This window comes from Halalkalibacter alkalisediminis, from assembly GCF_028610705.1.
Lineage (GTDB): Bacteria > Bacillota > Bacilli > Bacillales > Bacillaceae_D > Halalkalibacter > Halalkalibacter alkalisediminis.
In genome coordinates this window covers 224,076-248,639 of sequence record NZ_JAQQWT010000004.1, presented here as the reverse complement: position 1 = coordinate 248,639, position 24,564 = coordinate 224,076, and the positions used below count along the sequence as shown (strand labels likewise).

Annotated in this window: 23 protein-coding genes; 21 read left to right on the top strand and 2 right to left on the bottom strand. The window is 41.8% G+C overall.

Features of this window, described 5'->3' with window-relative positions; translation table 11 throughout:
* Positions 1-65 precede the first annotated feature (65 nt).
* The 3 genes from PQ474_RS08400 (at position 66) to PQ474_RS08390 (ending at position 2,520) form a co-directional block, all read left to right on the top strand.
* Positions 66-1,253 carry a PDZ domain-containing protein gene (locus PQ474_RS08400; RefSeq protein ID WP_273841842.1) on the top strand — a complete coding sequence of 396 codons (1,188 nt, stop codon included), beginning with the start codon at positions 66-68 and terminating at the stop codon, positions 1,251-1,253.
* Between the two features lie 351 nt (positions 1,254-1,604).
* Positions 1,605-1,820 (top strand): helix-turn-helix transcriptional regulator, encoded by a 216-nt coding sequence (locus PQ474_RS08395; RefSeq protein ID WP_273841841.1) that lies wholly within the window; start codon positions 1,605-1,607, stop codon positions 1,818-1,820.
* Positions 1,810-2,520 (top strand): DUF3169 family protein, encoded by a 711-nt coding sequence (locus PQ474_RS08390; RefSeq protein WP_273841838.1) that lies wholly within the window; start codon positions 1,810-1,812, stop codon positions 2,518-2,520. The genes PQ474_RS08395 and PQ474_RS08390 overlap by 11 nt, the downstream gene beginning before the upstream one ends.
* An 85-nt stretch (positions 2,521-2,605) precedes the next feature.
* On the opposite strand, the gene PQ474_RS08385 is transcribed toward PQ474_RS08390, so the two are convergent.
* Positions 2,606-2,929: an antibiotic biosynthesis monooxygenase gene (locus tag PQ474_RS08385; RefSeq protein WP_273841835.1), complete on the bottom strand. Its 324-nt coding sequence runs from the start codon at positions 2,927-2,929 to the stop codon at positions 2,606-2,608.
* A gap of 203 nt (positions 2,930-3,132) precedes the next feature.
* Between PQ474_RS08385 and PQ474_RS08380 the strand changes: the two genes are divergently transcribed.
* The 7 genes from PQ474_RS08380 (at position 3,133) to PQ474_RS08350 (ending at position 12,322) form a co-directional block, all read left to right on the top strand.
* The gene (locus PQ474_RS08380) at positions 3,133-3,351 is read left to right on the top strand and encodes a DUF2198 family protein (protein WP_273841833.1); all 219 of its coding nucleotides are present in this window, start codon (positions 3,133-3,135) and stop codon (positions 3,349-3,351) included.
* Between the two features lie 292 nt (positions 3,352-3,643).
* Positions 3,644-5,623, top strand: a complete 1,980-nt coding sequence (gene uvrB / locus PQ474_RS08375) for an excinuclease ABC subunit UvrB (RefSeq protein ID WP_273841830.1) — start codon at positions 3,644-3,646, stop codon at positions 5,621-5,623.
* 4 nt (positions 5,624-5,627) lie between these two features.
* Positions 5,628-8,501 (top strand): excinuclease ABC subunit UvrA, encoded by a 2,874-nt coding sequence (gene uvrA, locus PQ474_RS08370; RefSeq protein ID WP_273841828.1) that lies wholly within the window; start codon positions 5,628-5,630, stop codon positions 8,499-8,501.
* A gap of 266 nt (positions 8,502-8,767) precedes the next feature.
* The gene (locus tag PQ474_RS08365) at positions 8,768-9,883 is read left to right on the top strand and encodes a DUF4097 family beta strand repeat-containing protein (RefSeq protein WP_273841826.1); all 1,116 of its coding nucleotides are present in this window, start codon (positions 8,768-8,770) and stop codon (positions 9,881-9,883) included.
* A 49-nt stretch (positions 9,884-9,932) separates the two neighbouring features.
* Positions 9,933-10,136, top strand: a complete 204-nt coding sequence (locus PQ474_RS08360; RefSeq protein WP_273841823.1) for a PspC domain-containing protein — start codon at positions 9,933-9,935, stop codon at positions 10,134-10,136.
* Positions 10,133-10,480, top strand: coding sequence for a phage holin family protein (locus PQ474_RS08355; RefSeq protein ID WP_273841820.1), 348 nt, complete (start codon positions 10,133-10,135; stop codon positions 10,478-10,480). The genes PQ474_RS08360 and PQ474_RS08355 overlap by 4 nt, the downstream gene beginning before the upstream one ends.
* A 336-nt stretch (positions 10,481-10,816) precedes the next feature.
* Positions 10,817-12,322, top strand: coding sequence for an ATP-binding protein (locus PQ474_RS08350; RefSeq protein ID WP_273841818.1), 1,506 nt, complete (start codon positions 10,817-10,819; stop codon positions 12,320-12,322).
* A gap of 59 nt (positions 12,323-12,381) precedes the next feature.
* Here PQ474_RS08350 and PQ474_RS08345 read toward each other — a convergent pair whose 3' ends face one another.
* Positions 12,382-12,708, bottom strand: a complete 327-nt coding sequence (locus PQ474_RS08345; RefSeq protein WP_273841816.1) for a winged helix-turn-helix transcriptional regulator — start codon at positions 12,706-12,708, stop codon at positions 12,382-12,384.
* Positions 12,709-12,876: 168 nt separating this feature from the next.
* On the opposite strand from PQ474_RS08345, the gene PQ474_RS08340 reads away from it, so the two are divergent.
* The 11 genes from PQ474_RS08340 (at position 12,877) to PQ474_RS08290 (ending at position 24,557) form a co-directional block, all read left to right on the top strand.
* On the top strand, positions 12,877-13,797 hold the full coding sequence (locus tag PQ474_RS08340) for an aldo/keto reductase (RefSeq protein WP_273841814.1): 921 nt from the start codon (positions 12,877-12,879) through the stop codon (positions 13,795-13,797).
* 110 nt (positions 13,798-13,907) lie between these two features.
* A complete protein-coding gene (locus PQ474_RS08335; RefSeq protein ID WP_273841812.1) occupies positions 13,908-14,744 on the top strand; it encodes an aldo/keto reductase in 837 nt (278 codons plus the stop codon).
* A 21-nt stretch (positions 14,745-14,765) separates the two neighbouring features.
* Complete coding sequence (mgrA, locus tag PQ474_RS08330) at positions 14,766-15,758, top strand: L-glyceraldehyde 3-phosphate reductase (protein ID WP_273841809.1); 993 nt, start codon at positions 14,766-14,768, stop codon at positions 15,756-15,758.
* A 134-nt stretch (positions 15,759-15,892) separates the two neighbouring features.
* Positions 15,893-17,077: a pyridoxal phosphate-dependent aminotransferase gene (locus PQ474_RS08325; RefSeq protein WP_273841806.1), complete on the top strand. Its 1,185-nt coding sequence runs from the start codon at positions 15,893-15,895 to the stop codon at positions 17,075-17,077.
* Positions 17,078-17,278: 201 nt separating this feature from the next.
* The gene (gene hprK, locus PQ474_RS08320) at positions 17,279-18,217 is read left to right on the top strand and encodes an HPr(Ser) kinase/phosphatase (RefSeq protein ID WP_273842149.1); all 939 of its coding nucleotides are present in this window, start codon (positions 17,279-17,281) and stop codon (positions 18,215-18,217) included.
* 189 nt (positions 18,218-18,406) lie between these two features.
* On the top strand, positions 18,407-19,267 hold the full coding sequence (gene lgt, locus PQ474_RS08315) for a prolipoprotein diacylglyceryl transferase (protein ID WP_273841804.1): 861 nt from the start codon (positions 18,407-18,409) through the stop codon (positions 19,265-19,267).
* A 25-nt stretch (positions 19,268-19,292) separates the two neighbouring features.
* Entirely contained in the window at positions 19,293-20,249 is a 957-nt protein-coding gene (locus PQ474_RS08310; RefSeq protein ID WP_273841802.1) for a nucleoside recognition domain-containing protein, read from the top strand.
* A complete protein-coding gene (ppaX, locus tag PQ474_RS08305; RefSeq protein WP_273841800.1) occupies positions 20,239-20,886 on the top strand; it encodes a pyrophosphatase PpaX in 648 nt (215 codons plus the stop codon). The genes PQ474_RS08310 and ppaX overlap by 11 nt, the downstream gene beginning before the upstream one ends.
* Complete coding sequence (locus PQ474_RS08300) at positions 20,883-21,365, top strand: acyltransferase (protein WP_273841798.1); 483 nt, start codon at positions 20,883-20,885, stop codon at positions 21,363-21,365. The genes ppaX and PQ474_RS08300 overlap by 4 nt, the downstream gene beginning before the upstream one ends.
* A gap of 863 nt (positions 21,366-22,228) precedes the next feature.
* On the top strand, positions 22,229-23,860 hold the full coding sequence (locus tag PQ474_RS08295; RefSeq protein WP_273841796.1) for an ATP-binding protein: 1,632 nt from the start codon (positions 22,229-22,231) through the stop codon (positions 23,858-23,860).
* Entirely contained in the window at positions 23,853-24,557 is a 705-nt protein-coding gene (locus PQ474_RS08290) for a response regulator (protein ID WP_273841795.1), read from the top strand. The genes PQ474_RS08295 and PQ474_RS08290 overlap by 8 nt, the downstream gene beginning before the upstream one ends.
* The last annotated feature ends 7 nt before the right edge of the window (positions 24,558-24,564 follow it).

Genomic DNA, 24,564 nt, shown 5'->3' with positions numbered 1-24,564 from the left:
ATGTACCTTTTTGCATAAATATGGTACGTTAAGCACAGGAACAAATAGTTGAAGGAGTTACAACTATGTTAATAGATATTCTACAAACGATAGGCATCTTTTTCTTTTCTTTTCTTTTCAACCCGATTTTGTATATAGGCATGCTCGTTATTTATTTTCTAGCACGAAAACGAGTCCAAGAAGAACGCCAATCCTTTCACACAAAGGTATTTAAAGAGGTGGCTGATTTCTCGATTCCTTTTTTGCCTGCTTTATTGGCAGGGGTGTATGTGTCCATTGTGACGATTGCCCTCGGAATTGTGATTTCATGGGAGTGGGTAGCCGCTCTAGCCGTTGTCTATCTCTTGCTTTTGGTGACGAGGCAGATCCAGTGGTTGACATCTACATTTGCACTTGGGTTATTGTTGCTTTTTTATGGAATGGAACCACTGCTTGTCCATGTGGATGTGTTCACGCCGATTTATGCCGAGCTGACGCAAATTCCTCTTCAAGCAGTTGCGAGTTTGCTAGTTTTGCTCATGCTTGCTGAAGGCTTTCTCATTCGCTTTAACGGGGCAACCTATACATCCCCAAGGCTTGAAAGAAGCAAGCGTGGGAAATGGATTGGGCTTCATGTATCGAAACGACTATGGATTGTCCCGATCGTGTTGTTTCTTCCTGATGGGATCATTCCGACGATTCCGTATTGGCCGACTCTATCAATGGGCGAAATGACCTTACAGCCTGTTTTCATCCCATTTTTAATTGGCTTTCATCAACGGGTTAAAGGGTCGATCCCTAGCTTACCCGTTAAAGCAACAGGGGTACGTGTCATTGGTTTAAGTTTATTTATGGTGATCTTTGCGATTGGAAGCTTTTTTGTACCGATTTTGGCTGTCGTCCTAGGAGGACTGGCGATCGTTGGCCGTGAGTGGCTCTCGTATCAAGCGAAAGTGCGTGAAGAAAAGCAACCGATTTATTTTGCGACTCAAGCAAAAGGCTGCATCATTCTTGGTGTGCTTCCTAATAGCCCAGCTGAAAAGATGAAGCTTGCCATCGGGGAGAAGATTGTGAAAATAAATGGTCGAGCGGTTAACAACGAAACGACTTTTTATGAGGCTTTGCAAATCAATTCGGCTTATTGTAAATTAGAAGTGTTGAATCACGATGGGGAGATTCGTTTTGCCCAAGGAGCACTCTATGACGGTGAACATCATCAATTAGGCGTGCTGTTGGTGAAGGATGATGTGGTGTTGCAGGATTCGATTACGTGAGAGTTGAGACTAGCCCGTTTAGGGTTAGTCTTTTTTTGTTGTGGGGGGGGGGGGCGTGTGGGGTGCGGATTACGGGTTACGTGCTGCCGAATATAGTAAGCAGCTTCTGAGTGGACATCTATCCCGTTAGTCGGCATGTTTATAGAGGAATTTTGATTGTTTTGGGCAAATAAGGGATTCTATGTCCGCCAAAGTAAATATAGGTCATATAACTCTTAATCTCTTTTTCTTTTGTGAACCGTTTATTGAAGGTTAATCTTTATATTTGACAAATAGCATAGTCATTTTGACAATTATAGTTGTCAAAATGACTATGATCATATATATTATTAGTGAGGTAGGTGGAAAAAAGTGTTAAAAAATCGTTTGAAAGCACTACGTGCGCGTGATGGCTATAATCAAACGACCTTGGCTAAGAAAATTAACGTATCTAGACAAACGATTAGTTTGATTGAGCGGGGCGATTATGCACCATCCGTTACGATTGCGCTAGCTTTAGCGAGATTATTTGATGTAACCGTAGAAGACATTTTTCAGCTTGAAGGGGAGGATTTAGATGAAGAATAGAACGATAAAAGGTGTACTAATCATTTTGGGTTCTGCAGTGTTAGGTTTTTTAGCATTTTATTTTGGACTGTTTTTAAGAGATTCAGATCTGGTTTTTGACAGTGAATTTGTTGGATCAATGATTTTATATGGGGCAGTGGCCATGTTTTTTCTTTTGATTTTGCTATTTATCCTTACTCGGAGACAATTGAGAAAAGAAATACTGATTGCAGATGATGATGAGAAGGAAGAATACGTCATGAATAAAGTGTCTGATTTAATTGGCTATAGCTCATTCATGCAATTATTAAGTATTCTTATATTTTCGCTAACGTTAATTAATTTGCTTCATTCTGATGGTCTAAGCCAGATTTTCATTCTCGCTGGCTCATGGTTACTAATTGTAATAGCCAATTTCTTTTTAAGAATGAGTTTCAAAGACAATAATTATTATCTCCCAGATTTGAAGTACTTTTATAAAAAGAATGAGTCGATCACCAGTTATGTAAGTCGTTTGGATGAGGCACAGAAGTGGCACGTCTATAAGTATTGTTTTTCAATCGTAGAAAAGCTGAAAATCCTATTTCTTGCTGCCTTTGGGATCGCTGTTTTTGTAACAGTTGCTTTTGATCTTTCGCTTCACTTGCTACTTGGTGTTATGACGTTATGGTTTATTTTTCAATACATCACCATTCGTGAAAGTAAAAGAGCGAGAATTTAAGAAGAGTGGGGGATTGCGACAGGCAAGTCTATTGGAGGCTTGCCTGTAGGTTAAAGCAGAATAGATATTTAATAAGCACAAAGAGTTAGTTTTTAACCGCCGTCTTCACCGCTTTCACTTCATATAACGCTCCTTCAGACGAAAGAACATAATCCGGCTTTGGCTTCCCGAGGTTCGCTTTATGTCCGGCAATATGAGCATCGCTCTTTTCCCATTGCTTCCAATAAGCCTCTGATTCCCAGCGGACTTGGATGACGACTTCTTCGTCGCCGCGTCTCACTTTTTTGACCAAAACGGTTAGATCAACAAAACCTTCTTGTTCTTCGATGATGCCAGCTTGACTAAAGCGTTGCACGACTTGATTAGAATGACCTTCTGTGACGACCGTTTTTCTAATTTGAACAAACATTTAAACAAATCCCACCTTTTCTTCTTTTCACCATTATAAATGAAAATGATAATCATTGTCTATTATTTTGTGCGACGTAGAAACGGTCAGACATAGGTGGAATTCATTTACTTACATGACGAATGCTTAGTATTATATTATGAAAATATGTAGTATGATAGTAAAGAGCAAAAAGATCGTTTCAAAGGAGTTTGAATAGTTGAATGACGGACATAGTCCTTGCGCTAATCATTCCTTTTCTATTAATGGTTGTGGTGACAAGAGTTGCCTTTAGTGTCATAGGAGCAAGCATAGTAACCTGGATGGTCTGCTTGGTTGTTTTGCCGGTGCAATCATGGATAGTTGGAATTATTGCCTTCATATCATTTGTAATAGGTTTTTTCGTATCAAAAGAAAGACTAAAGAAAAAGCCAGGCATGTAAGAGAGACGGTTGATATCGTCTCTTTTTTTTTGCGTTGGAGTGCAGGTTGGCTAGTTCGAATGCGGAATGCGATTAATAGTCGGGACGGAGAGATTTATCATTCAGATCGCTAGTTTATAGTCGGAACCGAGTCATTTATAATCAGGAACCACGTATATAATTGAACCGTACATCCAATCAACCTAATTTCTGTAAAAAAACTAAAACAGATGTTCGTATTATTTGCTTTTCATCTAGTGAGCTATGGTATAATACAGCTACTTATGAACAGTTCGTTAGGAGGTTATTTGTCTTGAGTGAAACGTTTGAACTTCAATCAGCTTATCAGCCAGAGGGAGACCAGCCAGAAGCGATTAAGAAAATAGTAGAAGGCATTAAAAGAGGAGAAAAGCATCAAACGTTGCTTGGGGCAACGGGGACAGGGAAGACGTTTACGATGTCCAATGTTATTCAACAAGTCAATAAGCCGACGTTGATTATGGCTCATAATAAAACGCTCGCGGGTCAGCTCTATAGTGAGTTCAAGGAGTTTTTTCCGAATAATGCGGTTGAGTATTTTGTTAGTTATTATGATTACTATCAGCCAGAGGCGTATGTGCCGAGTTCCGATACGTTCATTGAAAAAGATGCGAGCATTAATGATGAGATTGATAAACTCCGACACTCGGCGACGAGCGCTCTTTTTGAGCGAAGTGACGTCATTATCATTGCGAGTGTGTCGTGTATTTACGGTTTAGGTTCGCCGGAAGAATATCGTGATCTCGTCGTATCCCTCCGTCTTGGAATGGAGTTGGATCGCAATGAGCTTCTTCGCAAACTAGTTGACATTCAATATGACCGTAATGACATTAACTTTACTCGCGGTACGTTTCGAGTGAGAGGCGATGTTGTTGAAATCTTTCCTGCATCAAGAGATGAGCAATGCATTCGAGTGGAGTTTTTTGGAGACGAAATCGACCGGATGACAGAGGTTGACGCTTTAACGGGTGAAATCAAAGGTGAACGAAATCATATTGCAATTTTTCCAGCTTCCCACTTCGTAACGCGTGAAGAAAAGCTTAAAAAGGCGATTGCCAACATTGAAGTCGAGCTTGAGGAACGTTTGAAAGAGCTTCATGAACAAGGGAAGTTACTAGAAGCCCAGCGCCTCGAACAACGGACTCGTTATGATATTGAAATGATGGCAGAGATGGGCTTTTGTTCGGGTATCGAGAATTACTCTCGTCATTTAACGTTGCGTGAAGCTGGGGCAACTCCTTATACATTAATTGATTTCTTTCCTGAAGACTTCCTTTTAATTATGGATGAGTCACATGTTTCATTGCCGCAAGTACGAGGAATGTATAACGGAGACAGAGCGCGAAAGCAAGTTCTAGTCGATCATGGTTTCCGCTTACCGTCTGCCCTTGATAATCGACCTTTGCAGTTTGCAGAGTTTGAGAAAAAAGTCAGTCAAGCGGTTTATGTATCAGCGACGCCGGGTCCTTATGAGATGGAGCATACGCCGGAAATGGTCGAACAAATCATTCGTCCGACGGGCTTACTTGATCCGACGATTGATGTTCGGCCGATTGAAGGACAAATCGATGATCTCATTGGTGAGATCCATGCACGGACAGAGAAAAACGAGCGGGTTCTCGTGACGACGTTAACAAAGAAAATGTCTGAGGATTTAACCGACTATTTAAAAGAAATAGGCATTCGAGTGCGGTACTTGCATTCGGAGGTTAAGACGTTAGAACGGATCGAGATCATTCGTCAGTTGCGGATGGGGACGTTTGATGTGTTGATCGGGATTAACTTGCTGAGGGAAGGTTTGGATATCCCGGAAGTATCGCTTGTAGCGATTCTGGATGCGGATAAAGAAGGCTTCTTACGTTCTGATCGCTCGTTGATTCAAACGATTGGACGTGCGGCACGTAACGCGAACGGACATGTGATTATGTACGCCGATAAAATCACGAAATCGATGAATCTTGCTCTAGAGGAAACAAAGCGTCGTCGTACGATTCAGCAAGAGCACAATGAAAAGCATGGCATTACGCCGATGACGATTCAAAAGAAAATTCCAGAAGTGATTCAAGCGACACACGTAGCTGAAGACGGTGAAACAGTGACCTACGCCGCTCCTGCCCAGAAGCTCAATAAGAAAGAAAGACAAGCAATGATTGAGCGGATGGAAAAAGAAATGAAGGATGCAGCGCGTGAATTGAACTTTGAACGAGCCGCTGAGCTTCGCGATCTCGTTCTTGAACTAAAGGCGGAGGGGTGAGGAAATGGCTTTAGATAACATCGTAGTAAAAGGAGCACGCTCTCACAATTTAAAAAATATAGATGTGACGATTCCACGCGATAAGCTCGTTGTGTTAACGGGCTTATCGGGCTCGGGGAAATCGTCCCTTGCGTTTGATACGATCTACGCAGAAGGGCAAAGGCGCTATGTCGAGTCGCTCTCTGCTTATGCGCGTCAGTTTTTAGGCCAGATGGACAAGCCAGATGTTGATGCGATTGAAGGCTTGTCGCCTGCTATTTCGATTGACCAAAAAACAACGAGCCGAAATCCTCGTTCCACAGTTGGAACGGTGACGGAGATTTTTGATTATTTGCGCTTGCTATATGCGCGTATCGGAAAACCGGTTTGTCCGAAACATGGCATTGAAATATCGTCGCAAACGATTCAACAAATGGTTGACCGTCTGATGGAATATCCAGAGCGAACGAAAATGCAAATCCTTGCTCCACTTGTGTCCGGTCGCAAGGGCACGCATGTCAAAGTGTTAGAAGACATGAAAAAGCAAGGCTATGTCCGTGTGCGTGTTGACGGAGAAATGCGTGAAGTTGCGGAAGAGATTGAATTAGAAAAAAACAAAAAGCATTCGATTGAAGTCGTCATTGACCGAATTGTGATTAAAGAAGGGATTGAGACGCGGTTAGCCGATTCATTAGAATCGGCACTGACGCTTGCAGATGGTCGCGTATTGGTGGATGTCATTGATCAAGAAGAACTATTATTCAGTCAGCATCATGCTTGTCCGGAATGTGGTTTTTCGATTCCTGAACTTGAGCCAAGAATGTTCTCGTTCAACAGTCCATACGGAGCGTGTCCTTCTTGTGATGGACTTGGGCACAAGCTTGAAGTCGATGTCGAAATGGTCGTGCCTGATCGGACGAAAACCTTGCGAGAACATGCGATTGCGGCTTGGGAGCCAACAAGTTCACAGTATTATCCGCAGCTGCTTGAAGCGGTGTGTGAGCATTATCAAATAGATATGGACCTACCTGTCGAGCAAATACCAGAAGCGCTTTTTGATAAAATTTTATATGGCAGCGGCACGGAACGAATTTATTTCCGCTATGAAAATGAATTCGGTCAAATCCGAGAAAATTTAGTCGCATTCGAAGGGGTCATCAGCAACATTGCCCGTCGCTACAAAGAGACAAGCTCCGATTACATTCGCGAGCAAATGGAAGGGTATATGACGCATAAGAACTGTCCGACTTGTAAAGGGTATCGCTTGAAAAAAGAAGCGCTCGCCATTTTCATTGGTGGTAGTCATATTGGACATGTGACCTCACTTTCTGTGAAAGATGCTAAAGTGTTTTTTGAACAGCTTGATCTGTCTGAAAAGGATGTCGCGATCGCGCGATTAATTTTAAAAGAAATCAATGATCGACTTGGATTTTTAATTAATGTCGGACTTGATTATTTGTCGTTAAGCCGTTCAGCAGGTTCCCTCTCAGGTGGAGAAGCACAGCGGATTCGTCTGGCAACACAAATAGGTTCCTCGCTAATGGGAGTGCTCTATATTTTGGATGAGCCGTCGATTGGACTTCATCAACGAGACAATGACCGCTTAATTGAGACGCTTGAGCATATGCGTAATCTCGGCAATACCCTGATTGTCGTTGAGCATGATGAGGATACGATGATGGCCGCTGATTATGTTATTGATATCGGTCCAGGTGCAGGTGTCCACGGTGGTCAAATTACTGCCCAAGGAACGCCAGAGGAAATTATGAACGATGATAATTCGCTAACCGGTCAATATTTATCGGGTAAGAAGTTTATTCCGGTTCCAAGTGTTAGACGTGAATCCGATAATCGCTCGTTTACCGTCAAAAAAGCAACGGAAAACAACCTCAAAGGAGTTACCGTGGAATTTCCACTTGGTTTGTTTATCGCTGTAACGGGCGTGTCGGGTTCTGGCAAGAGTACGTTGATTAATGAGATTCTTTATAAAGCATTGGCGCAAAAGCTTCACCGTGCCAAAGAGAAACCAGGTCAGCATAAAGAGATTATTGGCCTTGAGCAAATTGATAAGGTCATAGAGATCGACCAATCGCCTATCGGACGGACGCCGCGTTCCAATCCAGCAACGTATACGGGTTTGTTTGACGACATTAGAGACGTCTTTGCGATGACAAATGAGGCGAAGGTACGTGGGTATAAAAAAGGGCGCTTCAGTTTTAACGTGAAAGGCGGACGTTGTGAAGCGTGCCGTGGCGATGGAATTATTAAAATTGAGATGCACTTTTTACCGGATGTGTACGTGCCTTGTGAAGTGTGTGAAGGGAAAAGGTACAACCGCGAAACGCTAGATATTACGTATAAAGGCAAAACCATTGCGAATGTGCTTGAGATGACGGTGGAAGAGGGGCTTGAGTTTTTCGCCAATATTCCAAAGATCAATCGAAAAATTCAAACGCTTGTGGATGTTGGTCTCGGTTATATTAGACTTGGTCAACCGGCTACAACTTTATCAGGTGGAGAAGCGCAGCGTGTAAAGCTTGCCTCGCAGCTTCATAAACGAGCAACAGGCCGGACGATCTATATTTTAGATGAACCGACAACCGGTCTTCATGTTGATGACATTGATCGTTTGTTAAAAGTGTTGCAGCGTTTAGTTGATAATGGAGATACCGTCCTTGTCATTGAGCATAATCTTGACGTCATCAAAACGGTCGACCACATCATTGACCTTGGCCCTGAAGGTGGCGATAAAGGGGGCCAACTTGTTGCACAAGGAACCCCAGAAAAAGTCGCAGAAGTCGCAGGCTCTTACACCGGAAAGTACTTGAAGCCTGTCCTAGAACGGGACAAAGCGCGGATGGATCAATGGATTCAAGAAAAACAATTGCAAAAAAGTTAACGAGTTTTGTAGAACATAATCGTGGGCAATGAGGATTATGTGTCTGCATTAGTGTATTCTCATATCCTTAAAACTAGCTCTGAGTATTTACTTAGGGCTAGTTTCCTATAGGGAAAATAAAAAAATAAAAAGTGAAACATTATTTGCGCTACTATCGTAATACAATAGTGTGAGAAGAAATGATCGATGTGAGTCATACTAAGAGGATGAAGCTATATTTGTAAAAAAGCCGATGAAATTGTTCAAATCAAATAAGGGAGTGAACGATGTTGGAAGAACGTAAAATGATTTTGAAGATGATTGAAGACGGGAAGATTACGGCTGAAGAAGGACTTAAATTACTAGAAGCGATTGATAAACCGGGTCCGACAAGTCAAGCAGAGCCTCAGGCGAAAGAGGTATCAACGAAAGTGAATTGGGATGAAGGCGAGAGCTACCGGGAGCGTGCACGTCAAAGCGCTTCGTCCACGACCAATTTGTTTACTTCTTTTATTGAGAGTGCGATTCAAAAAATTAAAGATGTCGATTTAGACTTTAATTTTGGCCCTCATGTGGTCGTTGATCATATTTTTCAGCATCGTGATGTTGCTCCGACTTCGATTGATGTGTCTTTAGAGAATGGGTCGATTACGTTTAAGCCATGGGAAGAAAAAGATATTCGTGTCGAGTGTCAAGCGAAGGTTTATCGAGTAAGGGATACAGAGGAAGCAAGACGTGTATTTTTGCAAGAGACGTCTTTCCGTGTCGATGAGCGAAAAATGTTGTTTCATACAAAGACGAAATCAATCAAAGTACAGACAACGGTTTACGTTCCAAGAGTGACGTTCTCCCATCTCAAGCTTTATACGTTCAACGGCCAAATTACGGGTGAGAAGATTGATGTGGATACGTTTGATGTTAATGCGGTGAATGGCGCCCTAACGTTTACGGGAGTGAAAGGCAAGAAAGTTATTGCTGAAACGGTACACGGTGCGATTGATTTCAAGCAAATCACGATCGATGTATTTGATGCTAAAACGATCAACGGTGGCATAACGATTGCCGGTCAAGTTCAGGATGTCGACGTGGAAACCGTGAATGGTTCCATCACTTATAATCTCGATGATTTAGTTGAATCAGGTTATGCCGATCTGAAAGCAACAACGGGCAGTATTCACTTATTTATTCCTAAATCAACAAGAGTCGAAGGAAAGCTGAAAACGAATGTCGGCGGCTTCACAGTTGATCTAACGGACTATGAAGTACTCGAAGAAAAGAAAGAGTTTGCACAAAAAACGATGAATTTCCTGGGAAATCAACAATCTTCGCCAAGATTGAAGTTAGTTGCTGCGACCAATACAGGTTCGGTGTTAATCCGAGATCAGAACGAAGGAAATAGATAGATCATAGATATGGTCTCTTACAAAACAAACAGAAAGTAGGTGAACCGAAATGAAACGATTGTTCCGATCACAATACGATCGAAAATTAGCTGGCATATGTGGTGGGCTTGCTCAATATATGAATATTGATCCAACCCTTGTACGATTGCTAGCCGTTATTTTATTTTTTGTTTCTGGGGTGTTTCCGTTTATTCTTGGCTATATCATTGCCGTATTCATCATTCCAAATGAAGAGGACGTGAGAGAATCATGAGATGGTTGATTGGTCTCATTATTAACGCCGTCATTTTAATGGGAATTGCCTATGTATTTGATGGGTTTGAACTGTCGGGTTTTGGAGCTGCTGTTATTGCCAGTTTGCTTCTATCGATTGTAAACGCGATTGTCAAACCGATCCTTGTCATTCTGACGCTGCCGATTACGGTGGTAACCCTTGGTTTATTTTTATTCGTGATCAGTGCACTGACGTTAATGCTAACAGCGGCTTTAATGGGAAGTGCGTTTATCATTGATGGCATTGGTATGGCTATTTTAGCTTCGATCTTGATTGCGATTATTCAAACATTTGTCGTGAAACCGCTGAGAAAAAGATCTTAAACAAAAATCTGACTCTTCCTGATAAGAGTCAGATTTTTTGATGTGAACGATAAGCAATACGCAGTCTTCTTGCATATCTTTTTTTGCTAAAGACAAATTAAAGGGTGGCACATCCGTATTAGTTTCTATACTCTTACGATTACCTTTCTCATTTCACGTGGATTTATAGCCTTAATAAGAAAAGCGAATAACACTCCAGTTCCAGAAAATGAAAGTGGGATTGGAGTATTATCATTGTAATAAACCAATAAAACAACTCGGAATAGAATGTTTTATAGCTATCCAACTATTTACATGATAGAATAGTTGGAAAAGGGAATAAAGGGGTTAATCGTTTTGTTGAATCGGATGTTCAAGTCAAAAAAATCGATTTTCATCTATTTAATGATTACGCTGTTACCTGCCATTGGAATTAGTTACGTATTAGCTCTTTCTGATATGCAAGAGCAGGAAAGAGAGTATAGGAATCAAGCATATAAATATGCGAACCAGCATGTGAATGACATAGAAAGATTAATTGGTGAAACGGTTAGTCGGCTAGATATGTTAGCGACTTTAACGAATCTGAGCGCTGATCATTTAGATCACATAGAAGAAATCTTAACGAGAACCCATGAAAAAGACATTCGTTTTTCTGGTTTTTACTGGGGGAATCCTGAAGGGGATTTATTAGTAGGATCGAATGGCCTTTCTGCACCCATTAATGTGTCAGATCGAAAGTATTTTCAAGAGGCAATGAAGCGAGGACGTTATACAATATCCCCAGCGCATATCGGCCGGGTTACAGGACGATTTATTATTACGATCGCCACACCCGTTTTTCAAAATGAGAACATTAGTGGCGTATTATTTGCTAGCTTAAGAATAGATAAAATCGAACAGGCGATTAAGCAAAACATAAATGGTGAGATCATTTCTGTCTCAGATGATATTGGACAAACTTTAGTCCAAACAAGTAAATTACCATTTGAGGGAAATGTGTATAGCGAGACAATTGAAATGTCCATCTTACCATGGACAATTACAGCATATGTCATTCCAGAAAATGAATCCTTTTTTGAACGAGCACTTCTTAAGAACTTGGTGATACTCCTTGTTTTGACTCATATCGTATTTTTGATCTTGCACTATTTCCTCTTAAAGCAAAGAATAATACGGGAAAAAGAGCAAAACGAAAGACACAAAATCGTGTTGGTTGAAAATCTAGCAGCAAGTACAGCTCATGAGATAAGAAACCCTTTAACGGGCATTAAAGGGCTCATTCAATTATTAAGTGAGAAGTACAAAGATGAGAAAGATCAGCTTTATTTTAATATCATATTAGGTGAAGTTAATCGGATTAACACCATCGTTAGTGAAATGCTGTTATTAGGAAAACCAACTGCCCATTCGTTAGCGACTTGCAACATCAATGACATTATTCAAGAAATTGAACCGATTATCAGGTCGGAGGCTAATTACAGCAGTATTCGCGTGTCGATCGAGTACTCTACAAAGGAACTTCCGATTTCGTGTGTAAAAGATCATATGAAACAAGTGTTCTTAAATCTAGTGAAAAATTCTCTAGATGCCGTCAATAGCGAAGGTGAGGTTGTCATATCGATAGACAAAGAAGGGGATCATTGTTTGATTAAAGTGGTTGATAATGGAGGCGGGATGTCGGCACAAGTTCTAAGACAAGTATTTAATCCATTTTTTACGATGAAGGAAAATGGTACAGGACTAGGATTAGTTGTTTGTAAACGAATCATTGAATCCTATGGTGGAAAAATTGCGATCAACAGTGAACTCGATAGAGGGACTGTCGTTGAACTCCGCATTCCACTAGTAGAAGAGCGTTAAAAACACCAAGACACCCTTTTAAAGAGGTTGTCTTGGTGTTTTTACTTTTTAATTGTGTCCTATGCCCAATAAGAACCCCAATGCTTCATTTCTTTAATGATTTTATGTAAGGAATGACCTTTTTCTGTTAGCTCATATTCAACGGTAACGGGTACGGTCGGATAAACGGTTCGAACTAATACTTCTTGGTTTTCTAAGTGTCTGAGTGTATCTGTTAAAGCCTTTGGACTGACTTTTGAAATCGCTTTTTGTAATTCGCCAAAACGCTTCCGTCCGCAAAATAATTCTCTTAATACGAGAAATGACCACTTTCCCCCAATAACACTCAGCGCTTTTTCAATGGAACATTCAATCTCTAACGGTTCTTGTTCTTTTACATTCGCCATACAGCACCTCTTTTTCTATTGTATAGTAGCTATAAACTTTATAGTAATGCAAGTTGATGTTATTATATCAAAAATTGTTGCGTAATGGTTTAACCGTTTTAGAAAGCGTATACTTTTTTTGAGAGGTTTTTTGTTGCACTCAATTTTTTATAAAAGGAGAGTAGCCAAATGAAATACCGTAAGCTTGGTAAAACCGATTTACATGTGTCTGCCGTTGGAATTGGAACCTGGCAATTTGGTGGTGAATGGGGAAAAGAATTCACTCAAAAGGAAGTCGATGAAATCCTTGAGAAAGCCAAGGAAATGGGAATCAACTTAATTGATACAGCAGAATGTTACGGAGACCATCTTTCTGAGTCCTTAATCGGTCAGTATTTAGCACTAGGAAAAAGAGAAGATTGGCTCGTTGCTACGAAGTTCGGACATCATTTTCATGAGAATTTCACGCGTACGAGTCATTGGTCTGCTAAAGAGGTAGTCAAACAGTTAGACGACTCTTTAAAAGCTCTTCAAACCGAATACGTTGATCTTTATCAATTCCATTCAGGGAGTGATGAGGAATTTAAAAACGACGACTTATGGACGGCGTTAGATAAGCAAATTGAAGCAGGAAAAGTTCGTCATCTCGGGGTGTCGATTGGAAGCAATGATAATCTCCTGCAAACAGGCTTAGCAAGTGAAGTGAATGCACAAGTCATTCAAGTCGTGTACAACCGTTTGGACCGAAAACCTGAAGAACGGGTGTTTCCTTCTTGTGAAAAACAAGAATTAGGTGTGCTCGCACGCGTTCCATTAGCGAGTGGATTTCTAAGTGGGAAGTATAAGCCAGGAGTTGTCTTTGAGTCAAACGATGTTCGCCATAGACAAGAGGAGCAAGAGGTAGCCAAGCAACTTAAATTAGTGGAAGAGATTCAACGTCATGAAGTTCCTGAAGGCGTAAACATGGCGGAATGGGCCCTTGCCTGGTGTTTGCGACACCCAGCGGTCACGAGTGTCATCCCTGGCTGTAAAGATGTCAAACAAGTCGAACTGAATGCAAGAGCTGCAACCCTTGTTACGGATAAGCATCCACAAGCGGTTGCGCTATAAACGAGGGGATTCATTACATTTTAGAGCATAGGTATGATGTGGTCCATGCCGTTATAAACATCTCAAAAACACCATGTCGACATTTTAATAAAAACGAGGAGAGATCATTCATGAAAAATTTACAAAGTACAACGACCTTACATAATGGAGTGAACATGCCATGGTTGGGCTTAGGGGTTTTCAAAGTCCAAGAAGGCGAAGAAGTTGTCGCATCAGTGAAAGCGGCGATCGATGCGGGGTATCGAAGCATTGATACAGCGGCTATTTATCAAAATGAAGAAGGCGTCGGTCAAGCGATTGCAAAAGCGAGCGTACCACGTGAAGATTTGTTTATTACGTCTAAAGTATGGAATTCGAATCAAGGATTTGATCAGACATTAGCTGCTTTTGATGAAACAATGGGGAAATTAGGATTAGACTATTTAGACCTTTATTTGATTCATTGGCCAGTTCCTGCGGAAGGGAAATTCGTTGATACGTGGAAAGCACTTGAGAAGCTTTATAAGGATGGGCGAGTTCGTGCGATTGGCGTGAGTAATTTTCAGATTCATCACCTTGAAGAGTTGATCGCAAATAGTGAGATTACACCAATGGTTAATCAAGTCGAATACCACCCAAGACTAACACAAACAGATCTATTAGCCTTTTGTAAGCAAAACAAAATCCAACTTGAAGCATGGTCGCCACTCATGCAAGGGGAACTTCTTGATGAACCAACGTTAGTCGAAATCGCAAACAACCATCAGAAGTCTACGGCTCAAGTGATCCTTCGTTGGGATTTACAAAATGGAGTGGTGACGATTCCAAAGTCAGTCAAGCCACATCGAATTGTTGAAAATGCCGATGTCTTTGATTTTGAATTGACCAAAGAAGAGATGGATCGCATTAGCGCGTTGAATCAAGACAAACGAGTGGGTCCCAACCCAGATGAATTTAATCGAGTATAAGCAATAGGAGGAGGATGTTTCTTGGTCTATCAAGCTAGTGACAAACGTTATGATAAAATGAAATACAACCGAACAGGACACTCTGGGTTATTGTTACCAGCCATTTCATTAGGTTTATGGCACAATTTTGGCGGGGTCGATACATTCGAAAATGGTCGTGCGATGCTACGTCGTGCCTTTGATTTAGGGGTCACGCATTTTGATTTAGCTAACAACTACGGCCCGCCTGCCGGTTCAGCGGAAGAAATGTTCGGATCCCTATTAAAAACGGATTTTGCTCCGTACCGAGATGAGTTAGTGATTTCAACGAAAGCGGGCTACTATATGTGGCCAGGTCCATATGGCGAGTGGGGTTCTAAGAAATATTTAATTTCAAGTCTTGATCAAAGTTTAAAACGCATGGGACTCGATTATGTCGATATTTTCTACTCTCATCGTCCAGACCCGAACACACCGCTTGAGGAAACAATGGGCGCGCTCGACCAAATCGTTCGTCAAGGAAAAGCGCTGTATGTCGGTATTTCGAGTTATTCAGCGGAACAAACGGCAGAAGCGATTCGCATTTTAGATGATCTTGGGACACCGCTTTTAATCCATCAACCGAATTATTCGTTGCTAGATCGTTGGATTGAAAATGGTTTACAAGATGTGTTGCAAGAAAATGGAGTCGGTTCAATTGCTTTCTGTCCACTTTCACAAGGACTTTTAACAAATAAGTACTTAAACGGCGTTCCTGCTGATTCAAGAGCAGCAAGTTCAACAGGAGCTCTAGGGGCAGATCAAGTATCAGAAGACGTTATTAGCAAAGTGAGACAACTAAATGACATTGCTGCAGATCGAGGCCAAAACCTTGCTCAAATGTCACTTGCTTGGGTGCTACGAGAAGGACGCGTCACATCGGCGCTCATTGGTGCGAGCAAAGTGAGTCAAATTGAAGAAAATGTGGCGGCTTTGAATCGTCTTGATTTCTCTAAGGAAGAATTGGCGAGAATTGAAGATGTGTTAAAAAGTTAGGTTAGAATAAAGATGACTCTACGCTCCTTTTTGCATAAGGAGCGTGGAGTTTTTTCAGCTACATAATCATCGCCTAATCGATCGCTTATCTGGTATGATAGGGGAAGCATACATATAGAGAATGAGGTGCAAACATGATTGCAAAAGAGATTGAACAAAATTTAACTCAAAGTTCTTGGATTCGTAAGATGTTTGAAGAAGGTCAACGTTTAAAAGCGATTCACGGAGAAGACAAGGTCTATGATTTTTCATTAGGAAATCCAATTATTGATCCCCCTCCTGCTTTCTTTAAAGCGTTGCAAGACTATGCTAACCATCCGTTAAAAGGTGGACATAGTTACATTCCGAACCAAGGCTTGGTCGAAGCGAGACAAAAGGTAGCAGCCCATCTAGAAGGTCGTTTTGGTTCGATTGGTGTCAATGAAAACACGGTCATTATGACTTCTGGAGCAGCGGGTGCATTAAATGTTGCTTTGAAAAGTATCCTAAATCCTGGCGATGAAGTGATCATCTTTACACCTTTCTTCGTGGAATATAGATTTTACGTTGGCAATGCGAATGGACAAGCTGTTTATTGCCCGTTAGCGGAAGACTTTACGATTGACTTGGACCTACTTGAGTCGAAGATTACCGACAAAACGAAAGCGATTATTTTAAACAATCCTCATAATCCTACAGGACAATTGCTGCCAGAAGCTGACTTAGTGGCATTCAACCAAGTGTTGCGGAAAAAAGAGGAGGAGCTTGGCACAGGCATTCATGTTTTATATGATGATCCTTACAGCCAGTTGATTTATGACGGGAAGGTACCGAATCCGTTTAATGCGATTGATAAATTATTTTACATTTCTTCGTTCAGTAAGGATTTAGGTCTTGCAGGGGAACGCCTTGGGTATATTGCGATTAGCCAATCATTGCAGGAAGCTGGAAACTACATGGCTGCGTTTGTGTTCTCAAACCGCACGCTTGGGTTTGGAAATGCGCCTGTGACGGTTCAACGTATGATTAGCAAGCTTGACTCGTTAACGGAAGAACAGAGTGAATACAAGCAACGTCGTGACGCGATGGTAAACGTGCTTGAGGAGGCTGGCTTTGACTTTGTTCAGCCAAAAGGCGGCTTTTTCATTTTCCCCAAATCGCCGATTGAAGATGATCAAGAATTCTGCCGCATCGCTGCAGAAGAATTTCAAATCCTACTCGTACCAGGAAGTGGCTTTGGTCGTGGCGGTCATTTCCGCTTGTCTTACAGTGTTCCATTTGAACAAATTGAACGAGCTAAAGATGAGTTTAAGCGCCTATATGCGCATTTTGCCAAATAAAGTACAAGCAGGGGGACACGAGGAATCGTGTCCTTTTCTGACTTAAAACGAGAACGATCATAAAAAAAGATGAGTGAAGTATGAAATGAATTAGGTTAAAACATGCTAAAATGGAAAACGTACTCCCTTATTTATATGGATATAGTTTGGTTCGAGTTCAACTTCAAAAAGCATAGAGATGATGAAGGTGGGATTAGAGAAGTGGCAAAAGTGACAGCAAATGACTTACTAGGACGTTTTAATTTAGAGTTAATCGCAGGAGAAGAGGGGATCTATCGCCCGATTACAACGAGTGACCTTTCAAGACCGGGGATTGAGATGGCTGGATATTTCACGTATTATCCGGCGAAACGATTGCAGTTATTAGGAAGAACGGAGCTTTCTTTTTTCGAGCAACTTAAACAACATGAAAAAGAAGAAAGAATGCTGAAGCTGTGTACATATGATACGCCTGGGATTGTGATCTCACGTGGATTAGAAGTGCCGCCTGAATTGATTAGCGCAGCAGAAAAAGTGGGAGTGCCTTTGCTTCGTTCTAATATACCAACAACACGATTAAGTAGTAGTATTACAACCTTCTTAGATAGTGAACTAGCGCCAATGACTGCCGTGCACGGGGTGCTTGTTGATATTTATGGGATTGGTGTGTTGATCACAGGAAACAGTGGTGTCGGGAAAAGTGAAACGGCTCTTGACCTTGTTCGCCGTGGTCATCGTCTTGTTGCCGATGATTCAGTTGAGATCCGCCAAGAAAATGAAGGGACACTCGTCGGTCGTTCGCCTGACTTAATTCAGCATTTACTTGAGATCCGTGGGTTAGGAATTATCAATGTGATGACTCTGTTTGGTGCCGGAGCGGTCCGTCCATTTAAACGAATTGTACTATGTATTAATCTAGAGCTTTGGGATCAGAAAAAAGCGTATGATCGTTTAGGATTAGAAGAAGAAAAAATGAAAATCATTGATACCGATATTACGAAGCTAACGGTTCCGGTTCGACCTGGACGTAACTTGGCTGTTATTATTGAGGTGGCAGCGATGAACTACCGTTTGAAGCGTCTTGGTTATGATGCAGCTCAAGAATTCTCACAGAGACTAACAGGCGTCATTGAAGAAGGAGATCATGACGAGTTTCATTAATGGAGTCTGTTCAAAAAGGGGTGATTTTTCCCTTTTTGAACAGACTCGAAGCAATGAGAGGAACCGCTACAGGGTTTTGAGCCTCTAGGAGTGGGGTGCTCCTAGAGGCATGTAGCGTGTGTAGCCATTGCCATCTTTTGAACTCGCTCTAATAGCAAAATGAAAAATAGAAGTAGATGAGGTGAAACCGTGGAAGAAACCATTCAACCATTAAGTAGAATCTTTTTAGAATTTGGTCCTTTTAAAATTTATTGGTACGGGGCCTTGATCGGCTTAGGTGTGTTTATTGGGTATTTAATTGCAACAAAGGAAGCAGTCAAGCGAGGGTTTCCGAAAGAAACCTATGCGGATTTGCTTTTATTCGCCCTCCCCATCGCGATTATCTCAGCTAGAATTTATTATGTCATTTTTAGATGGGAACAGTTTGCAGATGAACCGATCCGTGCCTTATATATATGGGAAGGCGGCCTAGCGATTCACGGCGGGGTCATTGGGGGGATGTTGACCGCGTATTTCTTCTGTAAAAAACGTGGATACTCGTTTTGGCAAATTGCCGATATTACCGCACCGAGTTTGATCTTAGCGCAAGCGATTGGCCGTTGGGGCAATTTTATGAATCAGGAAGTGTACGGGGGGCCTGTGACAAGGGAGTTTTTAGAAGGACTCATGCTACCTGAATTTATTATTAATCAAATGTATATAAATGGAACGTATTACCACCCGACGTTCTTGTATGAATCACTTTGGAACATCCTTGGCTTTGCTATATTGATTTATTTACGAAAATTTAACCTGAAACAAGGTGAAATTTTCATGACCTATATGATTTACTATTCAGTAGGACGTTTTGTGCTTGAGATGGTTCGTCTTGATTACTTATTAATTGGTGGCGTCTTAAAAACGGCTCAGGTTGTTTCCATTATCGCGGTAGTCGCGGCGATTCTTTTAATCATCTATCGTCGTATGCAGCCGCAAACACCGAGATACTGGGATCCAGCATTACCGGTCGTTGAAAAGAAAGCAACCAAAAAGAAGAAAAAGAAAAAATAGAAATAACTGGAGTGGAGGGGAGAGCATGGGGATGTTAAAACGTGGATTACTCGTTGGTCTCCAAACGACGTGGACACTTGGGAAAATCATTTTTCCGATTACCCTGATTGTCACGATTTTAGGGTATACCCCTGTTTTAAACTGGCTTGCCGGGTTGTTAGCTCCTATTATGGGCTTTATTGGATTGCCAGGGGAAGCGGCGATTCCGCTTGTACTAGGGAATGTACTAAATTTATACGCAGCGATTGGGGCGATCTTGACGCTAGAATTGACGGTAAAAGAAGTGTTTATTTTAGCGGTCATGCTCTCGTTCTCGCATAACCTATTTGTCGAGTCAGCCGTAGCGACAAAAGTCGGCATTCGCATGTCCGTTGTGTTAGCGGTTCGAATGGGTCTAGCGCTGTTCTCTGCCTTTGTCATTAACTTGCTCTGGAGCGGTGGGCAGGAAACGGCTCAATATGGTTTCGTTTCAAGTGGAGGCGATCAACCAGTTGTGGATGGTTGGCTCGCCATCGGTTGGCAAGGTGTGATGAGTGCAACACTTGGAATATTGCAGCTTGCGATGATTGTCATTCCACTCATGATGGTTGTACAGATTATGAAGGAGCGAAACTGGCTGCAGTTTATTTCAAAAGGGATGAGACCTTTTACGAAAATGCTAGGGATCAAGGAAAATACATCTACGACCCTCGCATCTGGTTTGTTATTCGGCCTTGCTTTTGGAGCAGGCGTGATGATTCAAGCGGTGAAAGAGGACGGTGTCGCCAAAAAGGATTTATATTTGGTGTTCATTTTCCTGGTTGCCTGTCACGCCGTCGTGGAAGATACGTTGATTTTCATTCCACTTGGGATTCCAGTTTGGCCACTGTTAATCATACGTGTGGTCACTGCGATTATCCTGACGATCGCCATTGCCTACGTTTGGAAACAAGTTGAGAAAAAACAAGAGGTAGAGAGAAAGGAAGCCACTTATGAAAATTGATACACTATTGTTTGATTTAGATGGGACGCTCATTAATACAAATGAATTAATTATTGCGTCATTCTTGCATACGTTAGAGCATTATCGACCTGGTGAATTTACAAGAGAGCATGCGATTGAGTTCATCGGTCCACCGTTAACAGATAGCTTTGAGAGCGTCGATCCTACTCGTGTAGATGAAATGATTCAAACGTACCGTACGTTTAACCATGATAAACATGATGAGCTCGTAACCGAGTATGAAGGCGTTTATGAAACGATTGAACAGCTACATGAAAAAGGCTTTAAAATAGCGATTGTCACGACAAAAATTCGTAAGACTGCTTTAATGGGACTAAAGCTAACCGGCCTAGATAAGTTTTTTGATATCGTTGTAGGGTTAGACGATGTTGAAAAAGCCAAGCCAGACCCTGAACCGCTCGAAAAAGCGCTGAAGGCACTCGGTTCGTCAAAAGAAACGGCGATGATGATTGGTGATAGTCACTTTGATGTACTAGCAGGTAAAAACTTAGGTGTGCCAACGGCCGTGGTCGGTTGGTCGATCAAAGGCGAAGAGAAAATTCGTACATATGAGGCGGATTACATCCTTTCAAACATGCGTGATTTAATGGCAATCGTTGGAGCAGATCAGTCGTGAGTCGAAAAACGGAGCGATACCCAGTCACATCAGCAAACTCGCTCTGGCACATCTACAAAACGGTTCCTTTTTGGAAAGTAGTCAAAAACTTCATCGTCATCCAACTAGCGAGGTACACCCCTTTCATCGGAGTAAAAAATTGGCTGTACCGCACTTTTTTACGGATGAAGGTCGGAGATGAAACCGCCGTCGCTCTAATGGTGATGATGGACATTATGTTTCCAGAACGGATCTCGATTGGCCGCAACTCAATCATCGGCTACAACACAACGATTTTAGCTCATGAATACCTGATAAAAGAATATCGCTTAGGCGATGTGGTCATCGGAGACGAAGTGATGATCGGCGCCAACACGACGATTCTACCAGGTGTCACGATTGGCGACGGTGCGATCGTATCCGCCGGAACTCTCGTACACCGCGACGTTCCAGCAGGAGCTTTTGTCGGTGGAAATCCGATGCAAGTGATACGAGAATAAAAGAATGAGATCGCTCTGGCTGAGGCTAGAGCGTTTTTTGTTGTGCGGGTGGAGGAGGGAGTAGGTAGTTGCCGGAAAGCGAGCGAGACTTGTTGGATTTGAAGGACCTAAACCCGGTTTAGTGCCTTCAAATCTTGTTTCAGCGTGAATAGGAGTAGCTAAATCCTCGTTTAGTGCCTTGAAATCTTGCTACTGAATGATTTGGAGTATCTAAAACCCCGTTTAGTGCCTTCAAATCTTGTTTCAGCGTGAATAGGAGTATCTAAATCCCCGTTTAGTGCCTTCAAATCTTGTTTCAGCGTGAGTAGGAGTACCTAAAACCTCGTTTAGTGACTCGAAATCTTGCTACTGAATGATTTGGAGTAGCTAAAACCTCGTTTAGTGACTCGAAATCTTGCTACTGAATGATTTGGAGTATCTAAATCCTCGTTTAGTGACTCGAAATCTTGCTCCTGAATGATTTGGAGTATCTAAATCCCCGTTTAGTGACTCGAAATCTTGCTACTGAATGATTTGGAGTACCTAAAACCTCGTTTAGTGACTCGAAATCTTGCTACTGAATGATTTGGAGTATCTAAATCCCCGTTTAGTGACTCGAAATCTTGCTAGTGCGTGAATAGGAGTACCTAAATCCCCGTTTAGTGCCTTCAAATCATGCTACTGTGTGAATTGGAGTGACTAAACCCCGGTTTAGTGCAGGAAAACGAGTTCATGACGTTGTTAGGAAAACAATTAAGGAGAGAAGCTGCCGATCGAGCTAGAACCAATTAGCTCTCTCTCAAAAATTCCATAAATAAGCCGGTCCGACAATCCAATCCTGTGTTATAGTAAACGTAGAAAAAAGTCGAATGAGGTATAGCCTAATGAATAAATTGGTTCATATACCAAATATACCAACTCGTTGGAAAATAACAGGATTAGCATTTGGAATTGTGGCTTTTACGTTGGTGATCATTGGCATTATTTTGATTGGCTATCTTCTTAATGTAAAAGAAGATCAGCTCTCTCATCGGGCGATGATTACGGGTCAGTTAGTCGCACAAAATCCGATCGTTCAGCAAAATATTGAATCGGAACATGCTGCTGACATTCTTCAATCGGTTGTTGAGCGGATTCGCGTGATTAACGACCATGATTATATCGTCATTTTAAATATGGAACGTATTCGTTTGACGCATCCGATTCACGGTCGGGTGAATACGCCGTTTGTCGGGGGAGATGAAGGACCTGCTTTTACTGAGCATATTTATGTTTCCAAGGCACAAGCAAATGGGGAAGCGATTTCAGTTAGAGCGTTTGTTCCAATCAAGAAGCCTGATCAAATTCAAGAACAAATTGGTGTCGTCGTGGTCGGAAATGTGCTACCGACGGTAAAGGATATCCTTTATGAGTTTAGACACACGATATTTGTAATCGCTTTCATAACGTCTCTTTTCGGTGTGTGGGGAGCCTGGTTACTAGCGAGCCATATCAAAAAGCAAACATTTGAAATGGAGCCAGAAGAGTTAGCTCGTGTCTTGGTCGAACGAACGGCAACGTTTAACGCGATGCATGAAGGGGTTATTGCCATTGATGATCAAGAGCGGATTACGATCATGAATAGCGCAGCGATTGAAATGATGAGCTTAAACAAGGATCAAAAGATGATTGGTGCAAAAATTCAAGATGTGATCCCAGATACGCGGTTGCCAGAAATTTTAGAGATCGGAAAACCGATTTACCAACGTGACTTATACGTGAGAAACCGAGCGATTTTAAGCAACCGGATTCCAATCACGGTTGGAGATAAGACGGTTGGAGCTGTTGCGATTTTCCAAGACCGAACAGAGGTGAACCGTTTAGCTCAAGAGCTAACAGGCGTTCAAGCTTTTGTGGAAGCCCTGCGTGTGAAAAATCACGAGTATTCGAATAAACTGCATACGATTGCCGGTTTGATTCAGTTAGAAGAGCCGCAAAAAGCGCTTGAATATATTTTTGAATTAAATGAAGAACAATCCGGGTTGTCTCAAATGCTGATGCGACAAATTCACGATGATAATGTCGCAGGATTATTGCTAGGAAAAGTGAGTCGAGGGAAAGAACTGGGAATATCGATCAAAGTCAATAAGAGCAGTGAATTCATTGATTTTCCTGAAGGAGTCACGAATCACGATTTAGTCGTCATTCTTGGGAACTTAATTGATAACAGTTTTGATGCCTTAGCGGATTCACCCAAACTAACAAAGGAAGTCGATGTGCTCTTAAAAGGAAACGAACAAGAATTGCTTGTTCAAGTCACTGATAACGGTAGTGGAATTCCTGCTAATATCATAGATCAAGTGTATGTAAGAGGGTTTTCGACGAAACAAAAAGAAGGAAGAGGAATTGGTCTGTTCTTAATTCACTCTATTGTTTCCCGCGTGGACGGCAAGATTGACATGACTAGTGATGAGGGCGGAACGGAGTTTACGATCTCATTGCCAATGAAGAGAGGGGTTGAGGAGATCAATGAGTAAGAAAACAATTGAATCCATTCAAGTATTGCTTGTGGAAGATGATCCGATGGTCCAACAGGTCAACCGGATGTTTATTGAAAAAATAACAGGTTTCTCAGTGGTTGGCGTCGCATCGACAGGACTTGAAGGGAAAAGGCAGATTGAGAAGCTCAAGCCGGATCTTGTCTTATTAGATATTTATATGCCGGGACAGGATGGTCTCTCCTTAATTCAAGAGCTACGACAAGAGCAAATCGACGTCGACATTATTGCCGTGACAGCTGCCAATGACACGCAAACGGTGAAAACGCTGTTGCGACACGGCGTCATGGATTACATTGTCAAGCCGTTCACATTTGAACGCTTGCAACAAGCGTTTAAGCAGTACAAAGATATGTACCGACAGCTTAATCAGGCTGGCGAGATCTCTCAGGATAAACTAGATAAAGTGTTGTCTGCAGCGAAAATGGACCAAGCAAAAGCAATGGCCGATTTGCCAAAAGGGCTACACGAACAAACATTAAATCAAATCTATACGTATCTTTTAAACACAGGAAATGAAGCGAAATCTGCAGAAGAAATAGGTACCGATGTAGGACTTGCTAGGGTAACAGCAAGAAGATATTTAAACTATTTAGAATCGGTTGGAAAAGTAGAAATGGAGTTAACGTATGGCACCATTGGCCGTCCGATTCAAATGTATCGGTTGAAGGGGTAGGTGAAGG